20 protein-coding genes and 1 riboswitch are annotated in these 20,836 nt (G+C 67.0%); of the genes, 19 read left to right on the top strand and 1 reads right to left on the bottom strand.

Features of this window, described 5'->3' with window-relative positions:
* Positions 1–45 precede the first annotated feature (45 nt).
* A complete protein-coding gene (locus tag HY726_19220) occupies positions 46–1,041 on the bottom strand; it encodes an aldo/keto reductase (GenBank protein MBI4611125.1) in 996 nt (331 codons plus the stop codon).
* Between the two features lie 203 nt (positions 1,042–1,244).
* A riboswitch (cyclic di-GMP riboswitch) is annotated at positions 1,245–1,326 on the top strand.
* Between the two features lie 59 nt (positions 1,327–1,385).
* Between HY726_19220 and HY726_19215 the strand changes: the two genes are divergently transcribed.
* The 19 genes from HY726_19215 (at position 1,386) to HY726_19125 (ending at position 20,264) form a co-directional block, all read left to right on the top strand.
* Positions 1,386–2,882 (top strand): sigma-54-dependent Fis family transcriptional regulator, encoded by a 1,497-nt coding sequence (locus tag HY726_19215; GenBank protein MBI4611124.1) that lies wholly within the window; start codon positions 1,386–1,388, stop codon positions 2,880–2,882.
* 282 nt (positions 2,883–3,164) lie between these two features.
* The gene (locus tag HY726_19210; GenBank protein MBI4611123.1) at positions 3,165–3,320 is read left to right on the top strand and encodes a hypothetical protein; all 156 of its coding nucleotides are present in this window, start codon (positions 3,165–3,167) and stop codon (positions 3,318–3,320) included.
* A gap of 123 nt (positions 3,321–3,443) precedes the next feature.
* On the top strand, positions 3,444–3,869 hold the full coding sequence (locus HY726_19205) for a pilus assembly protein (GenBank protein MBI4611122.1): 426 nt from the start codon (positions 3,444–3,446) through the stop codon (positions 3,867–3,869).
* Between the two features lie 156 nt (positions 3,870–4,025).
* A complete protein-coding gene (gene cpaB, locus HY726_19200) occupies positions 4,026–4,847 on the top strand; it encodes a Flp pilus assembly protein CpaB (protein ID MBI4611121.1) in 822 nt (273 codons plus the stop codon).
* A 30-nt stretch (positions 4,848–4,877) separates the two neighbouring features.
* A complete protein-coding gene (locus HY726_19195; GenBank protein MBI4611120.1) occupies positions 4,878–5,978 on the top strand; it encodes a hypothetical protein in 1,101 nt (366 codons plus the stop codon).
* 17 nt (positions 5,979–5,995) lie between these two features.
* A complete protein-coding gene (locus HY726_19190) occupies positions 5,996–7,204 on the top strand; it encodes a response regulator (GenBank protein ID MBI4611119.1) in 1,209 nt (402 codons plus the stop codon).
* On the top strand, positions 7,201–8,580 hold the full coding sequence (locus tag HY726_19185; GenBank protein ID MBI4611118.1) for a CpaF family protein: 1,380 nt from the start codon (positions 7,201–7,203) through the stop codon (positions 8,578–8,580). Before HY726_19190 ends, HY726_19185 begins: the two co-directional genes overlap by 4 nt.
* A gap of 3 nt (positions 8,581–8,583) precedes the next feature.
* Positions 8,584–9,540 (top strand): type II secretion system F family protein, encoded by a 957-nt coding sequence (locus tag HY726_19180; protein MBI4611117.1) that lies wholly within the window; start codon positions 8,584–8,586, stop codon positions 9,538–9,540.
* Positions 9,541–9,550: 10 nt separating this feature from the next.
* Positions 9,551–10,501: a type II secretion system F family protein gene (locus tag HY726_19175; GenBank protein ID MBI4611116.1), complete on the top strand. Its 951-nt coding sequence runs from the start codon at positions 9,551–9,553 to the stop codon at positions 10,499–10,501.
* Entirely contained in the window at positions 10,498–11,124 is a 627-nt protein-coding gene (locus HY726_19170) for an isoprenylcysteine carboxyl methyltransferase (protein ID MBI4611115.1), read from the top strand. Before HY726_19175 ends, HY726_19170 begins: the two co-directional genes overlap by 4 nt.
* Positions 11,125–11,384: 260 nt before the next feature.
* The gene (locus tag HY726_19165; protein MBI4611114.1) at positions 11,385–11,900 is read left to right on the top strand and encodes a pilus assembly protein N-terminal domain-containing protein; all 516 of its coding nucleotides are present in this window, start codon (positions 11,385–11,387) and stop codon (positions 11,898–11,900) included.
* Positions 11,897–13,327, top strand: a complete 1,431-nt coding sequence (locus HY726_19160; GenBank protein ID MBI4611113.1) for a pilus assembly protein N-terminal domain-containing protein — start codon at positions 11,897–11,899, stop codon at positions 13,325–13,327. Before HY726_19165 ends, HY726_19160 begins: the two co-directional genes overlap by 4 nt.
* A gap of 535 nt (positions 13,328–13,862) precedes the next feature.
* On the top strand, positions 13,863–14,375 hold the full coding sequence (gene pal / locus HY726_19155; protein ID MBI4611112.1) for a peptidoglycan-associated lipoprotein Pal: 513 nt from the start codon (positions 13,863–13,865) through the stop codon (positions 14,373–14,375).
* Positions 14,376–14,586: 211 nt separating this feature from the next.
* Positions 14,587–15,486: a DUF3568 family protein gene (locus HY726_19150; GenBank protein MBI4611111.1), complete on the top strand. Its 900-nt coding sequence runs from the start codon at positions 14,587–14,589 to the stop codon at positions 15,484–15,486.
* Positions 15,487–16,002: 516 nt separating this feature from the next.
* On the top strand, positions 16,003–16,800 hold the full coding sequence (locus HY726_19145; protein MBI4611110.1) for a hypothetical protein: 798 nt from the start codon (positions 16,003–16,005) through the stop codon (positions 16,798–16,800).
* Positions 16,801–16,871: 71 nt separating this feature from the next.
* Positions 16,872–18,908 (top strand): molybdopterin-dependent oxidoreductase, encoded by a 2,037-nt coding sequence (locus HY726_19140; GenBank protein ID MBI4611109.1) that lies wholly within the window; start codon positions 16,872–16,874, stop codon positions 18,906–18,908.
* 203 nt (positions 18,909–19,111) lie between these two features.
* Positions 19,112–19,369: a helix-turn-helix transcriptional regulator gene (locus HY726_19135; GenBank protein ID MBI4611108.1), complete on the top strand. Its 258-nt coding sequence runs from the start codon at positions 19,112–19,114 to the stop codon at positions 19,367–19,369.
* A gap of 77 nt (positions 19,370–19,446) precedes the next feature.
* The gene (locus HY726_19130) at positions 19,447–19,740 is read left to right on the top strand and encodes a nucleotidyltransferase family protein (protein MBI4611107.1); all 294 of its coding nucleotides are present in this window, start codon (positions 19,447–19,449) and stop codon (positions 19,738–19,740) included.
* Positions 19,737–20,264: a DUF86 domain-containing protein gene (locus HY726_19125; protein MBI4611106.1), complete on the top strand. Its 528-nt coding sequence runs from the start codon at positions 19,737–19,739 to the stop codon at positions 20,262–20,264. Before HY726_19130 ends, HY726_19125 begins: the two co-directional genes overlap by 4 nt.
* Positions 20,265–20,836: the final 572 nt, after the last annotated feature.

Below are 20,836 nucleotides of genomic sequence, written 5' to 3'. Positions count from 1 at the left end.
AAGACGAGGGCTCGCGTCGGCCCCCGGTTGCGTCGCTCGTAGCCGCTACTTGGCCGGAGTGGCGAGCTGCTGCCAGAGGCTGGAGAGCCGCGCCAGGGCCGTTCCAGGCAGCGGGCCTCTGGCCACTGCGGCCGCGGCGTACTCGAGGTGGTCGAGGCTCGAGTAGCCCACCAGGAGCGTCGAGACGGTGGCCGTGCTCAACGCGAAGCGCAGGGACGCCTCGATGAGGCTCTGTACGAGACCCTCGTCCACGAGCGCGCCGAGGATCCTGGCCCGCTCCACGTCTGTCCGGTAGTCCGGGCCTGAGGCGAGGGGATCCACGCTCGGCGCTGCGATCGGGTGGCGGGCTTCGGTCGCGCTCAGCGCGCCGGCGGCCAGGACCCGGATGCCGATCACGCCCATCCGCTGCTCGCCCGCCCGATCGAGAAGGCGGCGGAAATCCTGGGCCGGGAAGCCTGGCGGGAGTTCGACACCGGCGCTTGGGTTGAGCAGGTTGTAGCACACCTGGACCGCGTGGAGCGCGCCGGCGGCGATCGCCTGGTGAAGCGCGGCCGTCTCGCCGAACCCGGTGATGCCGTAGAAACGGATCTTGCCCTGCCGCTGGAGCGCCTCGAGAGCGGGGACGACCTCGTCGAGAACCTCCCCGACGCCAAGGGCGCCGCCCCCGCGCTCGGGCGCGATGTGATTATGGAGCTGGAGGAGGTCCACGTGCTCCATGCCGAGCCGCGTGAGGCTCGCCGCCAGCGAGCGCCCGATGGCGCCCCGAACATCGCCCATGTCTGCGGAGCTAAGGCGGAATTTGGTCCCGACATAGACATCGGCCTTGAGAGCCTTCAGCGCCTGGCCCAGATGGCGTTCGGACTGGCCATCGCCGTAGGAAGGAGCCGTGTCGAAGTAGTTGATCCCCAGTTCCAGGGCTCGGGCGATCGCACGCTCTCGCTCCGCCGGCGTGCCCCTCACCATCAGGCCCCCGACGTTCCCGCACCCGAAGCCGAGGGCCGACACGCGCAGCCCTGTCTTTCCGAGGAGACGGTATTCCATTCGAGCCCTCCGATCTCCGCTGGCTGACAAGCCGGACGGGACAAGCAGTGCGCCAAGCTTAGCCGGGCGGCCTGGCACGGTCAAGGACCGGCTCGACTCCGGATTGGAGGCTGAGGCCCATCCCGTCTCCAGGCGTGGGACGGAGATGCCACTTGACACGGCTGAGTCGCCTCGATACGGTGTACGTATAGCGGAGACCCCTTCCCGATAAAGGGCAAACCCGCCGCGAGGCGGGGGCGCAAAGCCACGGGTCAGGTCGCAAGTCCTGACAGCCGGGCTACCGAAGGAAGGGAGACGGCAGGCTCCCCGGGGACATGGTGGTCTTCCGCACAGGGAGGACCCCCATGGCACCAGAAACCCTCATCCCTTCGTCTTTTTCCGATCATGCCCTCGCGTCGCGCGCCAGCATTCCTGCCGCGGCCGACGCCATTCAGGATCCGGAAGCCCTCAACCCACCGGGCGCGCTGAAGATCTTGGTCGTTGATGACGAGCCGGTGATGCGCGAGCTGTTGCGGGAGGCGCTGACCGGATTCGGGCACCGGGTGGCGGTCGCGGCGTCGGGACGGGAGGCCCTCCGGCTGATTCGGGCTGAGAGCTTCCAGGTTCTCCTCCTCGACCTGAGGATGCCGGGTATGGATGGCCTGGACGTGTTGAAGGCCGTGAGAACCGTCGGGTACGACATCGAGGTGGTAGTGCTGACGGGCTACGCGGATGTCGAGAGCGCCGTCGCCGCCATGAAGCTGGGCGCTCATGACTACCTGCGAAAGCCCATCGACCTCTCAGAGCTCGAGCAGGTCGCCCGACGGGCTGTGGCCTTCCAGTGCGCGAAGGGACGGCCCGAAGCGGTGCGGGCGGCCAGCGGAGATCGGGCCTCCCTCCCACTCACGCTCCTCGGGGTCGATCCGAAGATCGCTGCGGTTCGGAAGATCGTCGAGCTGGTGGCGCCGACCGATGCCACGGTCGTCATCACGGGGGAGAGCGGGACAGGCAAGGAGCTGGTGGCCCGCCTGATCCACACCCGGAGCCTGCGCGCCGCGGGCCCCCTCGTCGTCGTCGATTGCCCGTCGGTGCCGGTCTCGCTGTTCGAGAGCGAGCTCTTCGGCCACGAGCGCGGGGCGTTCACCGGCGCCGTGGCCAAACGGCGGGGCAAGGTGGAGGAGGCCAACGGGGGCACGCTCTTCCTCGACGAGGTCGGCGAGCTGCCGCACGACGTCCAGGCCAAGTGCCTTCGGTTCCTCCAGCATCGTCAGGTGACACGTATCGGCGGGAATCTTGCGGTCAATGTCGATACCCGGGTGATCGCCGCGACGAACCGGGACCTCGTTGCCATGGCGGAAGAGGGCGCGTTTCGCCGCGACCTCTTCCACCGCCTGAGCGTCGTCGAGATTGACCTCCCGGCCCTCCGGGAGCGAAAAGAAGACATCCCGCTCCTGGCCACCCACTTCGTGGAACGGTTCTGCCAAGCTGCTGGAATGGTGGGCAAGGAGATTCTGCCGGACTGTCTGGCCCTCCTCAGCGCCTACCCCTGGCCCGGCAACGTGCGCGAGCTGGAGAACGTGATCCAGCGCGCCTCCATCCTGACGCTCGGGCCGGCCCTCACGCCCGAGAGCCTTCCCCCGCGCGTCCTGCGCGCGATCACGCCGAGCGACGTGGGTCCCCTGGTCGGTCCCGAGACGCTCGCTGAGATCGACAAGCGTCACGTCCTCGAGGTCCTGCGCCGCGAGCAGTGGAACATCAGCCGGGCCGCGCGCGTGCTGGGAATCCACCGGGCCACGCTCTACCGCAAGGTCATGGCCCTCGGGCTCCGGCCCGATCACATCAGAACCAGCGAATCCGGCTGACCGCGACGGTCGCGACAGTCGCGTGTCGCACGTTGCGACATCCCCTCCCGTCGGTGCGCCGCAAGCAGGCGATTTTCCGCGCGCTGGCCCGTGGCACACCCTTTGCTCCTACACAGATCGCGAGAGCTGCCTCCGAGTTGGAGGAAGCCAGCGCGGTGGGATGGCAGGCAACTCCGCCGAGAAACAAGGGACAAGGAGGTGGTGTCGAGAGCTGATCGGCACGGGGAGACATCGCTCGCTCCAGTTTCTGCACACCACCGAAGAAACGAAAGGAGACGACCTATGATGAGGCTACTGAGGGAAGAGAAGGGAGCACAGGTCACCGAGTTCGGGATCTACGCCGCCCTGGTCATCGCGGCGGCGGTCGCGCTCCTGACTCCCATCGGGAACGCGGTGGTCGGAGCCTACCAGACCATCGTCGCGGCTCTGGCCCCATAGTTCCGCTCGAATCCCGAGGGTGCCATGGACCGGGGCTCGGCCTCCGGACGGTGTATGCCACCTACCGGGGGCCGGGTCCCATGTCCGACCCCTGGACATCCACCCTTTTCGACAGTAGCTCCGATGCCAGGGTGGGGGCGACGTCACCCGGACACCTGGCGCCAGGCAGGTACGGCGACTCTGGAAATTGGCTTCATCCTCCCCGTGTTTTTGCTGTTGACCCTGGGGATTTTCGAATTCGGGCGCGCCTGGCTGGTCGTAAACACTTTGAACCATGCCACGCGGGAGGCGGTACGGGTTGCGGCGACGACGGAAGGCCTCACGGCGGATGCCCCCGCGGTGATCGATAAAGCGAAGGCGATCCTCGTGGCCGCCGGCTTGGCAGGGGCGTCTGTAGCGAACACGGCCCCCTCCGGCACGCCACCTGAGGTCACCGTCACCACCAATCTCAACTTCGCCTTTCTGACGAGAATCGGCCCGATCCTCGGGTTCGGTTTCTCGGGGAGCATCCCGCTCACCGCTTCAGCCACGATGCGCTATGAACGCTAACCGCGCGGGGCGACACCGTGGACGTTCCAGCCGAGGGGCTCCCAACGAGCCGCAGGCATGGCAGTTCGAGCCGAGGCGCTTCGGCGCCGGCAGCTTCATCGCCGGCGCCAGCGACGAGGCGAGGCCCGAGCAAATCAGACGGAGGCGAGGCCCGAGATGAGGCGCGCGGGGTTCATCCTCGGCGTGGCATTGCTCTGCGGGCTGCTCGCGAGCTACCTCGTTGCGCGCTACGTCCGGCAGCAGGAGCAGCTGGCGCGCGCCGCCACGATCGAGCTCCGGCCCGTCGTGGTGGCCGCGGCGGACATCCCTCTCGGAGCTCGTGTCAGCACCGACCTGGTGGCCGTGCGAGCGTGGCCCAAGGCCGGGGTTCCGCAGGGAGCCGTGTCCGAACCGCACGCGATTGTGGGCCGGGTCGCGAAAGGGGCGATTGCACGCGACGAGCCGGTGCTCGAGCATCGGCTCTTCCCGAAAGATCTGACCGCGGCGCCCGGCGTCATGTCCGTCATCGTTCCGCCGGGCAAGCGTGCCATGACCGTCGGCGTCAACGAGGTGATCGGGGTGAGCGGGTTCATCCTCCCGAAGAACCGGGTGGACGTGATCGCGACCAGGACCGACGCGGGGACGAGCAAAGCCTCCGAGACGATTTTGCAGCACGTCGAGGTGCTGGCGGTCGGGCATCGCTTGGAGCAGAAGGGCGAGCAGCATGTGGAGGTCCCGACGGTCACGCTGGCCGTGACACCCGAGGAGGCCGAGCGCCTGGCCCTCGCGCTCCACGAGGGGAAAATTCACATCGTCTTGCGCTCGATTCTGGACCGGCAGGTGGTTCCGGTGTTGCCCCTCGCGCGCAGGAACGCGGCGGTGGGGACGCAGCACGCCGGACCCCGGCCCGCGGTGGCGGAGCGGCGGGGCGGGAAGACGTTCGTGGTCGAGGTCATCCGAGGGGGGAACCGGACCGTCGAGACCCACCCGCTGGAGTGACGGGTCGCCCCACGGCTTGAGAAGCGGAACATGGGAGAGTCGCTGAGGGATGAACGGGGCAGCATCCTGATCTGGGCCGCCGCCGGCCTCGCAACCCTGATTGCGTTCGCCGGGCTGGCCACCGACCTCCCGTACCTCTACGTCGCCAGGCAGCAGGCTCAGACGGCCGCCGACGCGGGCGCGCTGGCGGGCGCCTACGCGCTGTTCCTCAGCGAGGCGAAGGCGGTGGCCGACGCGAAAGCGTTTGCGGGCCGGACCCCCATCATCGGGCAACTGCTGACGCCGGAGCAGGTTGATGTGTCGCTGTCGAGCAACGGGGGCTCCACGCCTGATGGAGTCCGGTGTGTGACCTACCGAGACGTGACCCATCGGAATCCCATGCAGCTCTTCATGCTCCCGGTTCTCCAGCTCTTCGGCCTGGGGCGGACCACCGCCGATGTGGCCGCCACCGCAACGGCGCGGCTGGTCAACACGTGCAGCAGCGACTGCTTCAAGCCCTGGTCACCGCCTGATCGGTGGATCGATCGGGACGGTAACGGGGAATTCGACCCGGCAATCGACACCTACACCCCGCCGACCGAGCCCGGCGCGACAGGCTACCGGTATCCCGCCGACCAGGGCGTCAGGGTCGTCCTCAAAGTCGGCTCGCCGAGCGAGACCATCGTCCCCAGCATCTTCTACCCTGTTGATTTTCCTGCCATTAACCGGGGGACTCCTCTCGTGGGTGCTGACGCCTATCGTGAGAACATCCTCACCTGCGCGCCGGGCACCTTCGTGTCGGTTGGCGACCAGCTGAAGGTCGAACCCGGCAACATGGTGGGACCCACCCAGCAGGGCGTGCAGGCCCTGATCGACCAGGACCCGACCGCGTTCTGGGACCCGGAATGCAACTGCTTGAACTCGCCCCTCGGGGTGAGCAGCCCGCGGCTCGTCCGCATCTCGTTCTTCGATCCGCGGTATCCGGTTATGTCCGGGCGCAAGCAGATCGTCGTCGGAAACGTGGGGGGCTTCTTTCTCGAGGGCCTGACCTCCGAGGGGGATGTCATCGGTCGCTATACCCTCGTCCCCAGCCGGGGAGGAACACCCAACGCCGTATGCTCCCTCCTCAAGGCGGTCCAGCTGGTGCAGTAGAGACAGGACCCGGCAACGTGTCCGACACGCTCCCCGTGCTGATCATCGATCGCGACCCCGCCCGCCGCCGCGCGCTTCGGGAATTGCTCGCGGACACGGCGACGGTGCGCGTGGAGGCTGAGGCTGCCGATCCGGAGACTGGATACCAGCTCGTCAACCAGCTGAAGCCGGCGATCGTGATCTTCGACCTCGGGAGTCCGCCGGATCCGGACCTCGCTCTCGTCGAGCGGCTGCTGGTCGCGTCCCCCCGGAGCGCGGTCTTCGTCAGCGCCGAGGGCCAGCGGGCCGAGACGATCCTGCGGGCGGTGCGGGCCGGGGCCCGGGAGTTCCTCGTCAGACCGGTGAGCCGGACGGACCTCATCGCCGCGATCCAGCGCGTCGCCCGCCAGCGGGCCCTCGCCAGCGCCGAGTCCGCCTCGCGCGGAAAGGTGATCACACTGTTCGGGTGCAAAGGCGGACGCGGGACCACGGTCCTCGCCCTCAATCTTGCCGTCGCGCTCGCCCAGTCCGGTGCGCCTGCGGTCGGCGTGGACCTCGACCTGCAGGCGGGCGACCTCGGCCTCTTCCTCAGCCTCAAGCCCTCGTACACCATCTCCGATGCGGTCGAGAACCTGGACCGGCTAGATGCCCTCTTCTTGAAGAGTCTTCTGTGCCACCATCCGTCGGGGCTATCCGTCCTTGCTGCGCCGCAGAAGATCGAGGAGATCGACCGGATCACCCCGCTCGGGATCAGCCAGCTCCTCACGCTGCTCAAGGCGAGTTTTGCCTACGTGGTCGTGGATACCGCCCCGACGTACGATGAGCGACTCTTCTCAGTCTTTGACGCGACCGACGAGCTCCTCGTCGTGGTCTCACCCGATTTTTCGACCCTGTACCATGCCCGGCGGTGCTTGGATCTTCTGGATCAGGTCGGGTACGGTCCGGACAAGATCAAGGTCCTCCTCAACCGATGCGCCCTTCCGCTCGGAAAGGCGGTCAAGATGGCCGAGGAAGTTCTTCACCGTCCGGTGTTCTTGGATTTCCCCGAGGATGGGACCGTGATGGCGTCGGTGCTCGCCAATGCACCGCTCGCGCGCAACGGGACCAATTCCCCGTTCGGCACGCACGTGAGCGCGCTGGCGACCAAGCTCGACCGAAGGAGCGGGGGCGCGGTGCCGGAGCCTCACGCGTCCAAAGGCCTGCTCGGCTTCTTTCGCGCGAGACCCGCGAGCATCTCGGCTCGATGACGCTCCGTGATCGCTTGACCCGGACGTTGAGGCCTGCTGCCCAGACAGCCGCCGAATTCCGGCCTCCGGTGGTGGTCCAGGCGGAAGCGCGCCCGCCGCGCGATGCCTATCAGGAGCTGAAGTCACGGATCCACCGCCGGCTCGTGGAGAGCCTCGATCTCTCCAATCTCTCGCGCATCCCGCACGAGGTGCTGGCGTCGGAAATCACGCGGGCGGTTGAGGGGCTCGTTCAGGCGGAGACGGCTCCGCTGAGCCAAATGGAGCGGGAGCGGCTGATCGTGGAGGTGCTGCACGAGACTCTCGGCCTCGGGCCCCTTGAGCCATTGATGCACGACCCCCAGATCTCGGACATCCTGGTGAACGGCCCCCGGCAGGTGTACGTAGAACGCTTTGGCAAGCTCGAGCCCGTGGATGTGGTGTTCAAAGACGACGCGCACCTGATGCAGATCATCGACCGCATCGTCGCGGGAGTGGGCCGGCGCGTGGACGAAGCCTCTCCGATGGTGGATGCTCGGCTGCCGGACGGCTCACGCGTGAACGCGATCATCCCGCCGGTCTCGCTGACAGGGCCCGTGCTCTCGATTCGTCGCTTCGGCAAGGATCCCCTGCGGCTGACCGACCTGCTGGCGTTGCAGACCCTGCCCCCGGCGATGGCAGAGGTGCTGACGGGCGCGGTCCGCGCCCGCTTGAACATCCTGGTCTCCGGGGGGACCGGCTCCGGCAAGACGACCCTCTTGAACGTCCTCTCCGGTGCGATCCCGCCGACGGAGCGGATCATTACCATCGAGGACTCCGCGGAGCTGCACCTCCACCAGGAGCACGTCGTCCGCCTGGAGACCCGGCCCCCGAGCCTCGAGGGGACAGGAGTCGTGAGCCAGCGCGACCTGGTGCGGAATGCCCTGCGCATGCGGCCGGAACGCATCATCGTCGGCGAGGTGCGTGGCAGCGAGGTGCTCGACATGCTCCAGGCGATGAACACGGGGCATGACGGCTCGCTCTCCACCATCCACGCGAATTCCACGCGCGATGCGCTCACGCGATTGGAAACGATGGTGCTCATGGCGGGGATCAACATTCCGGAGCGCGCCCTCCGGGAATGGATCTCTTCGGCCCTGGATCTGGTGGTCCAGCTGGCCCGCTTGAGCGACGGGACACGAAAGATCATGACCGTGTCCGAGATCGTGGGGATGGAAGGCAACGTCATCACGACGCAGGATATCTTTGCCTTTGACAAGGAGGGGATCAACGAGCTGGGGATGGTGGTCGGGCGCCACAGGGCCACGGGAATCCGGCCGAAGTTCGCCGACCGCCTGCGCGCGGCCGGCATTGCGCTGCCGGGCGACCTGTTCGAGGACGGCCTGGACGCTCCCGAGTAGGCGATGCTCCCCGCGGCGATGGGGCTGGCCTTCCTGGCCGCCGTGCTGATGATCTTGGGCGGCGCGTCGGTGTGGGAGGGCATTCGGCGGTCTCCCCTCCGACTGGTGCGTGAGCGGCTCAGCCCGTCGGGCAAACGCGGCCCGATTCTGCGCGTATTTCGCGACGAGACGATGAGCTCCGTTCCCGTGCTCCACCGTTGGCTGAGTCGCGTACCCCTGGCGAGCACGCTCAGGCAACGCCTCGATCAGGCGGAGATCTCTCAGCCGGTGGGCATGGTGCTCGGCGTGATCCTGCTCCTGGCGATCCTCGGTGGCCAGCTGGCCTGGCTGCTGACCTCGTCGTGGTTCTGGTCCATCCTCGCGACGGGCGCCATTGGCGGCGTCCCGGCCCTCTACGTGCTCCGGCGGCGGCGGGCCCGTTTGAGCCGCTACGCCGAACAGCTCCCCGATGCCCTCGACGTGCTGACCCGGGCGCTCCAGGCGGGCCAGTCATTCATGCAGGGGCTCCAGGCGGTGGCCCGGGAGATGCCTGAGCCGGCGGCGACGGAGTTCCGGATGACCTTTGAAGCCCTCCGCCTGGGGCACAGCCTCCGGGAGGCGTTCCAGGCCCATGCGGCCCGGGTGGACAACCTGGACTTCAACTTGTTCGCGACGGCAGTGCTGATTCAGCGCGAGGTGGGCGGCAACCTGACCGAGATCCTCGAAAACGCGAGCCGCACAATTCGCGAGCGCTACAGGTTGCTCGGGCAGATCCGGGCGCTGTCGGCCGAGCACCGGCTCACCGGCCGGATCATCGGCGCCCTGCCGTTGGCCATCGGGGTGATGATCTATCTCCTTCGCCCGGACCTGATCATGGTCCTGTTCAAAGAGGAGCTTGGGCGAACCCTGATGGCGGCCGCCGTGGTGATGCAGGTCCTCGGGTTCTTCGTCATGAAGCGGATCATGACCATCAAGATCTGACGGTAGGCGCATGGTGATTCTCCTCGCGGTCGCGTTCACCTTGATCGGGACGGCGCTGGGCGTGGCGGTCGTCCTGGCGTTGCTGATCCCCGCGCCCGAGGCGCACGTCACCCGGCTTCGAGAGGTCGGCGCAATCCCCGCGAATCCAGGGCCCGTGCACCCGACGTCGACGGGGAGCCGACGCCATCTCGTCGGTCGAATCGAGCGGCTCGTCGAGTGGCTTGGACGGACGCTGACGCCCCCGGATCCGGAAGCTCAATCGACGTGGCGGAAGCTCTTGGTGCAGGCCGGACACCGCAGGGCGAACGCGGTCTTCATCTTCCGGGGGTGCCGAGTCCTGCTGGCGGGGCTGTTGGCCGCCGCGGCCCTGCTCATCGCGCCGCATCTCATGGCGTGGAACGGAGTCCGCGGGCTGGCCGTCGTCCTCGTGTCGGTGGGGGCGGGTCTCTTCGTGCCCCATTGGTGGTTGCTTCGGCACGTCAAGTCGAGGCAAGAGGAGATCACCGACGCGCTCCCGAATGCCCTTGACCTGATGGTGGTGTGTGTCGAGGCCGGGCTCGGCCTCGACGCGACGATCCAGCGCGTGGCGCAGGAACGGCAGTTCACAAAACAGGCGCTCAGCGAGGAGCTCCAGATCGTCCACCACGACACGCGGGCTGGCCGGCCGCGGTCTGAGGCCCTCCTGGCGCTGAAGGAGCGGGTGGAGTTGACCGAGCTGTCGTCCCTGATCGTGGTGCTGGTCCAGGCGGAGAAGATGGGAACGAGCATCGGTCGAGCCCTCCGCGTCCACGCGGACAGCCTGCGAACGAAACGGCGCCAACAGGCCGAGGAGCAGGCAGCCAAGATCCCGGTGAAGATGGTGTTCCCGTTGGTTCTGCTGATCTTCCCCGCGACGCTGCTGGTGCTCCTCGGGCCCTCCTACATCACGATTTTCAAGGCGCTGAACGCGATCGCGCGGTGAGTCGCGCGCCAGCACTCTTTCGCCTCGCCTGTCGGTGCGGAGGGAACGTCGTTCTGGCCCTGCTGTGGGTAAAGGTCGCCGTCGATGCCTACCATCGGTGGGCCAACACGGGGTCACTGATCCTGCTCGGCCTCGTCGCCTTCAACACGCTTCTGGTAGGTGTGACGATCGCGCGTCGCCCCAGCCTGTCCACCTCCACCCGGGTGCGGGACTGGGCGGCGGCGATCGTGACGATGGCGCTCCCGATCATGTTTCGACCCGGCGAATGGCAGCATCCGGTCGGGCACGCGGTGGGCTCCGGTCTCCAGGGCGTCGGGCTCATGATCATGGTCGGCGCGCTCACGAGCCTGGGGACCAGCTTCGGCATCGTGGCCGCCAACCGGGGGATCAAGCGTTCCGGCGCCTACCGCTGGGTGCGCCATCCCCTCTATGCTGGCGAGCTCATCTTCTTCACGGGCTTCCTCCTGACGAACCTTTCCCCCTACAATGTGGTCCCCTGGTACGGGATCGTGTGCGGGCTCGTGCTCCGGGCCTGGGTTGAAGAGCACCATCTCGGGCAAGACCCCGAATACCGCGCCTACAGAAAGGTCGTTGCGTATCGTTTCTTCCCTGGCCTGTTCTAGTCTCCGGAAAAATCTGGTTCGAGCGCGGGCTTGGCCCGCGCAATCGAGGGGGAGGCATCGGAAGGGGGGCGGAGCCCCCCTCCGAGCACTCTATTCCGATGTGTTCTGAGCGCGACAGATGCGACAGGCTTCTGTCGCAGCCTGCGACGATTCATCGCCCCTCGAGGGCGCAAGGAGGCGACTTGACGTACCTTGGCGTCTGGCATGGACTCTGCACACGTAAGCGCGCGTCGGAGCCGATTCCCATGCGGAGACCATCCATGCGTTCGCGACTGCACGGCCTCGCCGGCCAGATCCTCGTGGGACTCCTGACCGCGATCGGTCTGGTGGGCATCGCTCCCGGGCCAGGCCCGGCGGGCGAGCCACTCCCGACGCGCCTCTACCTCACCGTCGACAAATCTCATCTCATCGTCCTGCCGGGAGCGGCGTTCACGAAGGTGTCAGTCGCCAACCCGAAGATTGCGGACGTCCACGTGGTCACCCCCCACCAGCTCCTGGTCCACGGGAAAGCCGCCGGAGTCACCTCGCTGGTCGTCTTCTCACCCAGGAAGGTCCGTCAGGTTGACGTGGTGGTGCAGCCGGCCCCGACGCTGGCCGGCCGGGAGCCGATCCGAAGCTCCGAGCCCCATACGGTGTTGGTCCATCGGGCGGACAGGGTGACCAGCCACCTCTTCGTCCGCGACGACGATCAGTTCTGGGTTGAGCTCGGCTCTGCGCGAACGGAGAGCGATGACCCGCACGCAGGCCGAAGCGCGCAGGGCGTGACTCGCCGGTGAGGCGGGCAGACGGAGCACGCGCGCAACACCATGGCCTCCGGAGCCTGACCGTCCTCGGGCTCCTGGTCGCGACGGTGCTCGTGACCAGCCCCGGCGTCGCGGCCGAGCAAGGGCTTGTTCGCCTCGAGGCGACCATCGGGAAATCGCAGGTGCTCCAGCTGAAAGAACCGTTCACCCGGGTCTCGGTTTCCGACCCCAACATCGCGGACGTGTTCGTCATCACACCGAACCAGATCCTGATCAACGGCAAGGGTGTCGGGGTCACGTCGCTCGTCGTCTTCTACCCGGCGAAGACCCTGTTCTTCGACCTGGTTATCCAGTCCGACATCGCGCTCCTCAACGAGCGGCTCAGTGAGATCGCCCCCCGCGACGAGATTCGGGCGCAGCCGGCGAAGGACGCGATCATCCTCACCGGGAAGGTGTCCAGCGCGGCGGTGATGACGGCCGCGGCGGAGGTCGCTGCCGTCTTCGCGCCCAAAGGCAAGGTCATCAATCTCGTCGGCTTGACCGATACCAAGCCACAGCAGGTGCTGATCCAGATCCATGTGGCGGAGGTCGCCCGCGAGGCCCTGCGCGAGCTTGGCTTCAGTATTCGGGCGCTCGGCCAGGCCCTCCAGGGCGGCAGCTTCCCGGGCTCCAGCTTCTCGACTCCTCTCGGAACGCTCGGGGCAGTCACCGAAAGCGGGAAGCGATCGGTGGTCGGCCGCTCGACGCCCGACTTCGGATTTCTGGGGACCGACTTGTTTTTGGCCTCGGGGCAACGCGACTACGCGGCTGTCGTGCGGGCCTTGGCCGAGCGGAACCTGCTCCGAACCCTGGCGAAGCCCAACCTGATCACCCAGAGCGGCAAGGAAGCCAGGTTCCTCTCCGGCGGTCAGTTCCCGTATCCCATCGCCCAGCGCGAGAACACCATCACGATCGAGTTCAAGGAGTTCGGGGTGGGTCTCGTCTTCACCCCCGTGGTGCAGGAGGATCAGAGCATTACGCTGAAGGTGATGCCGGAGGTCTCGAGCCTCGATTTCACTCAGGGATTGGTCGCCTCGGGGTTCGCCATCCCGGTGCTGCGAAAGAACCACGCCTTCACCACCGTGAACCTGAGGGACGGCGAGAGCTTTGCCATCGCCGGGCTCGTCAACAACGAGGTCCGGCAGTCCGTGTCCAAGGTCCCGTTGCTCGGCGACATCCCGATCCTGGGCGCGCTTTTCAGGAGCACGCGGTTCCAGAACAACGAAACCGAGCTGCTCTTCCTGGTGACGGTGAAGCTGGTGACGCCGCCGCCGCCCGGCTCTGCGTCGATCCCCGACCCTCAAGCGCTGATGGAGCCGCGGGAGAACGAGAAGGCGGAGTTCACGCTTCTGCCGGGAATTCGTGGGGTGGGGGAGGTCGTGGAACGCCCCATTGGCAAGAGCAACCTCGAGGCCCCGTGAGCGGACGGTCGCCGAGGCGGGAAAGAGGGGTCTGGTGGAGCTGAGATCGTTGGTCAGCCTGGCGGGAGCGGTTGTGCTCGCGGTGTGCGTCGGCTCGGCGGCGGCGCAGGAAGTGACTGCCGAGGTGCTGACCTGGGATGGCCAATCGTGGCGTCTCACCGAGCCCTCGCTCGAAATCTTTTACACGATCACGCCGACATCCCGACAGACCGACGGCTACCCACCGGCGCCATCGCCATCTCCTCAGGCAAGCCTGTTCGGGGCGCCGCCTTCCCCGATGGCCGGCCTCCTCCAGTCGAGCAGCCCAGCGACCCAATCCGAGCCGAAGCAGGGTCACACGCGGACGGAGGGCGTGACGCTGTCACGAGCCGGCGTCGAGGTTCGCGTTCCCCTTGCCAGGATGGCGAGTCTGGTCTTATTCCGCCAGCCAGTCCGGCCGCCCTTGCTCCCGCCCTACGTGGCATCCGCTCACTTTCGGTACGCGGCCACCGCGATCCTGGTGGACGGGTCTCGCGTCGAGGGGGATTACGTGAACATGGGGACCACGCTCCTGCGCGGGACGACGCCGCAGGGGCGCGTCGACATCCCGTGGCAGGCGATCGAGCGTGTCAGCTTCGAGCGGGTTCAGACCCGCAAGACCGCCGCGGACCCCGCCCCTCCGTCTCCCGTCTCCCAGGCGCCGGTGTCCCCGGCGCCCGCGGTGAAGGAGGCGATCTCGCGGCTCGAAGATGTCTTCTTTGACTTCGACCGCTATGAGCTGCGGGATGATGCACGCGCGACGTTGGATGGGAACGTGAAGTGGCTCAAGGCGCGTCTCGAGACCAGGGTGGTCGTGGAAGGTCACTGCGATGAGCGGGGGACAAGCGAATACAACCTCGCCCTCGGCGAGCGTCGGGCACAGGCGGTGCGCGATTACCTGGTGGCCGCGGGCGTTGCGGCGAGCCGCCTGTCAACGATCAGTTACGGCGAGGAGCGACCCTTTGTTCCGGGGCCAGGCGAGTCCGCATGGAAGTGGAACCGGCGTGCCCATCTCGTGGTCACGAGGTAATGCGAGGATGGCAGTTCGAGCCGAGGGGCGCCCGACGAGCCGCAGGCGAGGAGCGCCACGAGGCGAGGCCCGAGTAGAAGTTCGAGCCGAGGGGCGCCCGACGAGCCGCACGCATGGCAGTTCGAGCCGAGGCGCTTCGGCGCCGGCCGCTTCATCGCCAGCGACGAGGCGAGGCCCGAGCAAATCAGACGGAGGCGAGGCCCGAACGGTCGTGAGACGAAAAGCGCATGCGAAGTCGAGAAACGCCGCGACGCTTCTCCTGCTCGTCGCGCTGGTCGTCGGCCTGTTGGGAGTCGGCGGGTGCGCCTCTGCCGGCCTGATGATGGCGGGACCGGTGGTGGCAGGGTTCTACGTGCTCAGCGACCGGACTGTCGAGCGAACCCTGGCTGCGGATCTCGCCGCAGCCTGGACTGCCACGCGGGACGCCCTCACCAGACTGGAAATCCGAGTCCGCGAGGCCGACCGGGGCGCCGAGACCTGGGTGCTGGAGGGGACCGGGGAGAAAATCAGCGTCCGCGCCGAACTGACGCCAGTCACGCCCAGGCTGACGAGGCTTTCCGTACGGGTGGAGGCGGGCCGGCTCCTGGCGGACAAGCTGACCGGGGAGGAGATTCTGAAGCAGGTCGCTGTTTCCCTGGCTGGGGCTACGGCTCTCGCCCGCGGCGAGCCGTCCCGGGAGCCGGGTGCCCAGCGCGAGGCCCTGGCCGCCCTCGAGAGGGAGATCCGGCGTCTCAGGTCAGAGCTTGAAGAAATGCGAGGTGCTGTCCGTGCACCGCCTGAGCCGGCGGAAGCGGCCTCGGCCGTGCTCACTGAGCGAGGTTCCGGGATCCTGGTGATTCCCGCCTCCTCCGGCGTTCCGACACTCCCCGTCCCGGCAAACGGGGCTGCCGGGCCGGTTCAGACGCCTTCAGCCGTGGACGTTCGAGCCGAGGGGCTTCGGACGAGCCGCAGGCGAGGACAGCCACGAGGCGAGGCCCGAAATGAAAGCGCGCCCGTGCTGGCCGGCGGGCTCACCGCCAACGCTCCGAAACATGAGCCCGCGGCTCCGCTCAGCCGAGCGGGCACGATGAGCCCTGTCCCGGCGCTCGCAGGCAGACGAGGCGAGCGCTAACACCCCAGCCCAGAACGAGTGCCCGGCCATGAGCAGGGCGGCCGCTTTCCTTTGCCTGTAGATGGCGGGCGTCGGCAAGATCCGTTCCCCCGGCTGGACACCCTCCGGCGTGAAAGAGCACGACGATGGGCCCGCCGCCGGAAGCGCCTCGCCCTTGCCTGCTCGCTTCTGGTCCACGCAGGGCTCGCGGGCTTCCTGTTCCGCTTCGCTGTTGCGCCTGCACGGGGACCCGCGCTGGACAGTTTCCAGGAAGCGCCATGGGTGGCCTTGAGCGCGACGATCGAGACGGGTGCGAGCGACTCCGAGCCGGAGTCGCCGATGCCCACGGCCGTGCCGCCCCCGGCTGTGGAGATGACTCGCGCTCCGCGAGCTCCGAGTGGTCGGAAGCCTCCGGGGAGACTCGACGCTCCCTTAGCGCGGGCCGAGGTTCCGCGGCCGACCGGTCCGGCCGCGCCTGTCTTGCCGGAGGCCTCGACCGCGCCCGAGGCGAAGCTGTCGGCGGAGGGCCCGGTCCCGGTGACGCTCCAGGTTGAGCCTCTCGCGCCGCGTGCGTCACACGGCATCGTGATCACGTCACCGCCTGACGGACATACACTGACGCCCGCCGCGCCCCCGATCATCGTCGTCGAGGGACGCTCGGAGGATCCGGGGGCCTCCGCCATCTGGCTCGTCGCAAACGGGCGCCGGATTGCCGTGCGTACCCACGGCGGACGCTTTCGCCAGGTGGTCCAGGCCTTCGAACCTGTGCTCCGGCTCTGGGCTGAGACGTCGTCGAACGGCGCCCCAGCCCACCGGAGCGAGACGGTGACGGTGCACGCCAGCCCGGCGAGTCCCGCCGCGGGCCTCCTGGTGGTGGACGCACCGCAGCGAGCCGAGGGCCTGTACCTGGAGGTGAACGCCAGCTGGCGCGCCAGTCCCGAGCGCCTCGACGCTCCTGTCCAGACAGTCGCGTTGAAGGTCCTCGATGTCGCGCCGGGCGCGTTCGCCGGGGCCTTCTCCCTTCCGCCGTTGAAGCCGGGCGTCTACACGTTCGAGCTTCGCTACCGAGCTCCGGTCGCGGTCAGCGACGTGCGTCCGAGCCTGTACCTGCCCGGGAACAGCCACCCCGGTCCGCTCAACCTGAAGCCGGTCTCCCTGATGGGGATGGGTAAGCTCGTCCTGGCAAAGGTTCTCTTCCCCCACGGGATCCTGTGGGAGCAGGATGAGTGGTTCAGCGGGCACAGCGAGACCGTGGACAGGGTAACCAAGTTCCGCTTCCCGGAGGGGATTAGCTGGGCCGAGTGGAAGGCGGACCTCCTGTCGGGTCAACGCTAGGGCCGATCCCCCGGGACCGATCGGCAGCCCAGGCTTTTCCGCGGCTGGCGGTTCGCGGTATCCTTTGAGCCATGGTCGAGGGTGAGCGCCGCGTCTTCCGGACCATGTGTCCCATGAACTGCCACCCGACCCTGTGCGGCATGCTGGTCGAGCTTGAGGACGGGCGCGTCGTCAAGGTCAGCGGCGATCCGGAAAACCCCGATAGCCAGGGCTTTCTGTGCGTCCGCGGCCACGCGGCGCGCGACATCATCGGCAACCCGCGGCGGCTCCTTCATCCGCTGGTCCGGGCGCGGCGCAGCGAGGATGCCTGGCGCCAGGCGAGCTGGGACGAAGCCCTCGACCTGATCGTTGCGCGGATGCGCGCCGTGGGCCGGGAGGCCGTCGCGACATGGTCAGGCCACGGCGTCTTCGCCAACAACTACGGGACCCGCCTCAACTCGCACCTGATCCGCCGCTTCTCCAACCTCTACGGCTGCCAGTGGTGGAGTCCGGCGATCATCTGCTGGGGGCTCGGCGCCTTCGGCCTCGGGCTGACCGGCGTGCTCGAGACCAATACCAAGGAGGACATGGGGATCAACTCGGCCCTCATCATCCTCTGGGGGGCGAACCTGGCGAGCCAGCCGAACACCGCGCGCCACATCGCCGCGGCGCGGCGGCGCGGGGCGTACATCGTCACCATCGACGTGCGGGAGAGCGAGGCCGCATCTCAGTCTGACGAGGTTCTGCTCCTACGGCCCGGCACCGACGCCGCGCTGGCGCTCGCGATGATGCACGTCATCATCGAGGAGGGGCTCCACGACCGGGAGTTCGTTGTACGCCACACGGTCGGCTTCGACGCGCTGGCGGCTCACGTCCAGACCTGCTCGCCGGCGTGGGCGGCCGGCGTCACCGGTGTTCCCGCCGAGCGGATCACGGACCTCGCGCGCCGCTACGCGACGACCAAGCCCGCGGTGATCGTCCTCGGCGGCAGCTCCATGCACAAGGGGGCGAACGGCTGGCAGGGCGGCCGCGCTGTCGGCTGCCTCCCGGCCCTCACCGGCAACCTCGGCGTGCCGGGCGGAGGGCTGGGGCCGCGCCACGGCAGCTCGACTCACGGCCAGGCGCTCGCGAGCATCGTCGCCCTCGAGAAGCGCCCGCCGGGGAACTACATCCCGAACCAGATGTCTCGGATCACCCAAGCGCTCCTGGACGGGACCGTGCGCGTGCTGCTGCTCTTCGGGACCGACATGCTCTCGTCGTTTGCCGAGGCCGGGCGCGTCGCCGAGGGTCTCGCGCGGGCCGAGCTGGTCGTGAGCTACGACCTGTTCCTGAACGACACGGCGCGCCAGTACGCCGACGTCGTCCTGCCGAGCACCTCCTGGCTCGAGGAGGTCGGGTGCAAGAGCACGAACACCCACCTCTACCTGATGCCCCAGGTCCTCGATCCGCCGGGCGCGGCGCGCTCGGTGGCGTGGGTCCTGAAGGAGCTTGCGGGCAGGCTCGGGATCGCGGAGTTCTTTCCTTGGGAGACCCACGAGGGGCCGATCGACGCGATCCTGGACCATCCGTCCACAGGCCACGCCACGGTTGCCGCGCTCCGCGCCGAGGGCGGGATCCGCAGCCTCAGGATCTCTCACGTCGCCTACCCGGGGCTCGCCTTCCACACGCCGTCGGGCAAGGTCGAGTTCTACTCCGAGCGCGCCCGCGCTCTCGGGCTCCCGCCGCTCCCCGTGTACGAGGAGTTGCCCGCGTCGAGCTATCCGCTCGCCTTCAGGCAGGGGCGGACGCTGACCCACTTTCACGGCTTCTACGAGCACGGGCGCGCCCTGCCGACGCTGGCCAAGGCCGACCCGGAGCCGTACCTCTGGATCTCGCCGTCGGATGCGGCTGCGCGCAGGATCCGGGATGAGGCCGCGATCCGGATCTACAACGAGCGCGGCGAGTTCCGCGCCCGCGCCCGGGTCACGGCGAAAATCCCGCCCGGAACCGTCTGGATGCGCGACGGGTGGGAGGGGCTCAACCGGCTGACGTCTGGGCGCCCGTCGATCCCCGACGACGCCGTCGATCTCTTCGCCTTCTCCGCCGGCCAGGCAGCCTTCGACGCCATGGTCGAGGTCGCGCCGGCCTGAGCCCGGCCGCGCGCGACCGGCCCGCTGGACGATGGGCTGGCGCTCCCCATAGAAAGCCTTCTACTCCTTGATGCTCCGCTTATACCGAAACTCGTCGGCCTCGCAGAAAGCTTCCGGAGGTTTGGCTCTTGACTCCATCGCCCGGAGAGGTCTACTATCATAGTAGTGATAAAGAAAGCCAACTATTGAAATAGTTGATGACGATGAGGAAGGCAACCGATTTGTCCCCGCTGGCAAGAAATCTGAGGAGGTTGAGAGAAGAGCGCGGCCTCTCCCAGGATCGACTCTCCAAGCTCGCCGATGTGTCACACAATACCATCATCAAGATAGAAACCGGGGCGATTCAAAGCCCAACCGTAGACACCGCGCAAAAGATCGCCAGGGCCCTCGGGGTTACCTTGGATCAGTTGACGAAGGACCAACCTTCGCACGAAAGAAGTCCCAGCAGGCAGAAGGGGTAGGCGATCAATGACTCGAGAAGAGAAGTGTTTCAACGCCCGGCGCGATGTCTTTGTAGGCGCCACGGTGGGGAAGGGGCATGAAAACCCTTGAAGAAATCCGCGCGGTGATTCGCGCGCATCAGGATGAGCTTCACCGGCGCTACAAGGCGCGTGTGGTGGGGATATTCGGATCCTATGTCCGCGGCGAGCAAAGAGAGGATAGCGATCTAGATCTGCTCGCCGAATTCGATAAAACCGCCTCGCTTCTCGATCTCGGTGGCGCACAGGTCTTGCTTTCGGAACTCCTGGGGGTAAAAGTCGACCTCGTCCCGCGCGAGGATATCAGGGCCGAGTTAAAGGAATCCATTGAATTGGCGGCCGTCGAGGTATGACCCGGAATACGGTCGTCTACCTTCGGGATATCCTTGACAACCTGAACCTGGCAATAGAATTCGTTGGGGACCGAACGTATGACCAATTCACCGCCGACCGCAAGACCGTCTATGCGGTCCTGCGATGCCTAGAAGTGGTCGGAGAAGCTGCCAAGAATGTCCCGGCGCCCGTTCGCGAGCGATACCCTAGTATTCCTTGGAAAGACATGGGCAGCGCAACGCGCAAGGCCACGTTTCGAAAACTGTTGCATCTTTCTCGAACGTGTCCTCGGCTTCAGGTGAGGTTGTGGAATTGTGCTGGGCACAAGCAGTTTCACGGCAAGCTGTACCTATGGCGTAGCGGCTCGCAGGGCATCGCGTGGATAGGCTCGCCGAACTTTACGTCCGGTAGACAGCCGAGTGCTCCTGGTGGATTAGCGAGGGCTGGAGAAGTCGTGCTGGAACTGCGCGACGCGTGCAGCAGTAACGTATTAAAGAAGATTCGTGACCTCTTTTGCCGAGAATGGGCGCGCGTAAGCGCCTGACTAAAGGATGGATAGAACAATATAGGGAGGCATCTCGCGCCAAACTGCCTCCTGATATTCGCGACAAACTCCCTCCTGATATGTCCCCAATGGTTCCTCCTGTTAAAATTGTTCCTCCTGTTCACATAAAAACTGATAGCGGACGGCGCAGAATTGATCGCAAAGCAGAAGTCAAGGACTACGATCCTCATCCGGAGTACATTGAATGTTATGTGACATCGCCCAATCTGGCCCTGCGTCCTGCAGTGATCTGGACTATCGAGAGCATCCAGAAGCGGATCAGAATACACGCGAGATTCTGGGGCATCTGTACCGAGCGATCGAGTTGTGTTTAGTGTAGCCGCTAGGCAACATCGGGTGACGTCCCCGGTCGCCCGGCCAGTGAGCTTGCAGTCCGCCTATGGGGGCGCGCATCGAGAGGCGGGAGGCACTACACGGAACGCTGGCGGCCCCGACCCGTGCCGGAGTGAGATCGGAGTGTAACGCGAGGGGGCGATCCGCGCCTGAGCGACTCGGAGAGCGTGGAGCGAAGCCAGATCCTGTCGCGCAGGTTACCGGAGGTTCCGAAGCTC

The organism is Candidatus Rokuibacteriota bacterium, assembly GCA_016209385.1.
In the GTDB taxonomy this organism is placed as follows: Bacteria; Methylomirabilota; Methylomirabilia; order Rokubacteriales; family CSP1-6; genus JACQWB01.
Note: the sequence above shows the minus strand (reverse complement) of the source record. Positions and strands in the feature narration are given on the sequence as shown.

Excerpts from the sequence above, each read along its gene's own strand:
- pal (MBI4611112.1), top strand. The coding sequence starts at position 13,863 with ATGGGGACCACGCTCCTGCGCGGGACGACGCCGCAGGGGCGCGTCGAC.
- HY726_19140 (MBI4611109.1), top strand. The coding sequence starts at position 16,872 with ATGGTCGAGGGTGAGCGCCGCGTCTTCCGGACCATGTGTCCCATGAAC.
- HY726_19215 (MBI4611124.1), top strand. The coding sequence starts at position 1,386 with ATGGCACCAGAAACCCTCATCCCTTCGTCTTTTTCCGATCATGCCCTC.
- HY726_19210 (MBI4611123.1), top strand. The coding sequence starts at position 3,165 with ATGATGAGGCTACTGAGGGAAGAGAAGGGAGCACAGGTCACCGAGTTC.
- HY726_19195 (MBI4611120.1), top strand. The coding sequence starts at position 4,878 with ATGGGAGAGTCGCTGAGGGATGAACGGGGCAGCATCCTGATCTGGGCC.
- HY726_19205 (MBI4611122.1), top strand. The coding sequence starts at position 3,444 with ATGCCAGGGTGGGGGCGACGTCACCCGGACACCTGGCGCCAGGCAGGT.
- HY726_19130 (MBI4611107.1), top strand. The coding sequence starts at position 19,447 with ATGAAAACCCTTGAAGAAATCCGCGCGGTGATTCGCGCGCATCAGGAT.
- HY726_19135 (MBI4611108.1), top strand. The coding sequence starts at position 19,112 with ATGAGGAAGGCAACCGATTTGTCCCCGCTGGCAAGAAATCTGAGGAGG.
- HY726_19220 (MBI4611125.1), bottom strand. The coding sequence starts at position 1,041 with ATGGAATACCGTCTCCTCGGAAAGACAGGGCTGCGCGTGTCGGCCCTC.
- HY726_19125 (MBI4611106.1), top strand. The coding sequence starts at position 19,737 with ATGACCCGGAATACGGTCGTCTACCTTCGGGATATCCTTGACAACCTG.
- HY726_19180 (MBI4611117.1), top strand. The coding sequence starts at position 8,584 with ATGCTCCCCGCGGCGATGGGGCTGGCCTTCCTGGCCGCCGTGCTGATG.
- cpaB (MBI4611121.1), top strand. The coding sequence starts at position 4,026 with ATGAGGCGCGCGGGGTTCATCCTCGGCGTGGCATTGCTCTGCGGGCTG.
- HY726_19165 (MBI4611114.1), top strand. The coding sequence starts at position 11,385 with ATGCGTTCGCGACTGCACGGCCTCGCCGGCCAGATCCTCGTGGGACTC.
- HY726_19175 (MBI4611116.1), top strand. The coding sequence starts at position 9,551 with ATGGTGATTCTCCTCGCGGTCGCGTTCACCTTGATCGGGACGGCGCTG.
- HY726_19185 (MBI4611118.1), top strand. The coding sequence starts at position 7,201 with ATGACGCTCCGTGATCGCTTGACCCGGACGTTGAGGCCTGCTGCCCAG.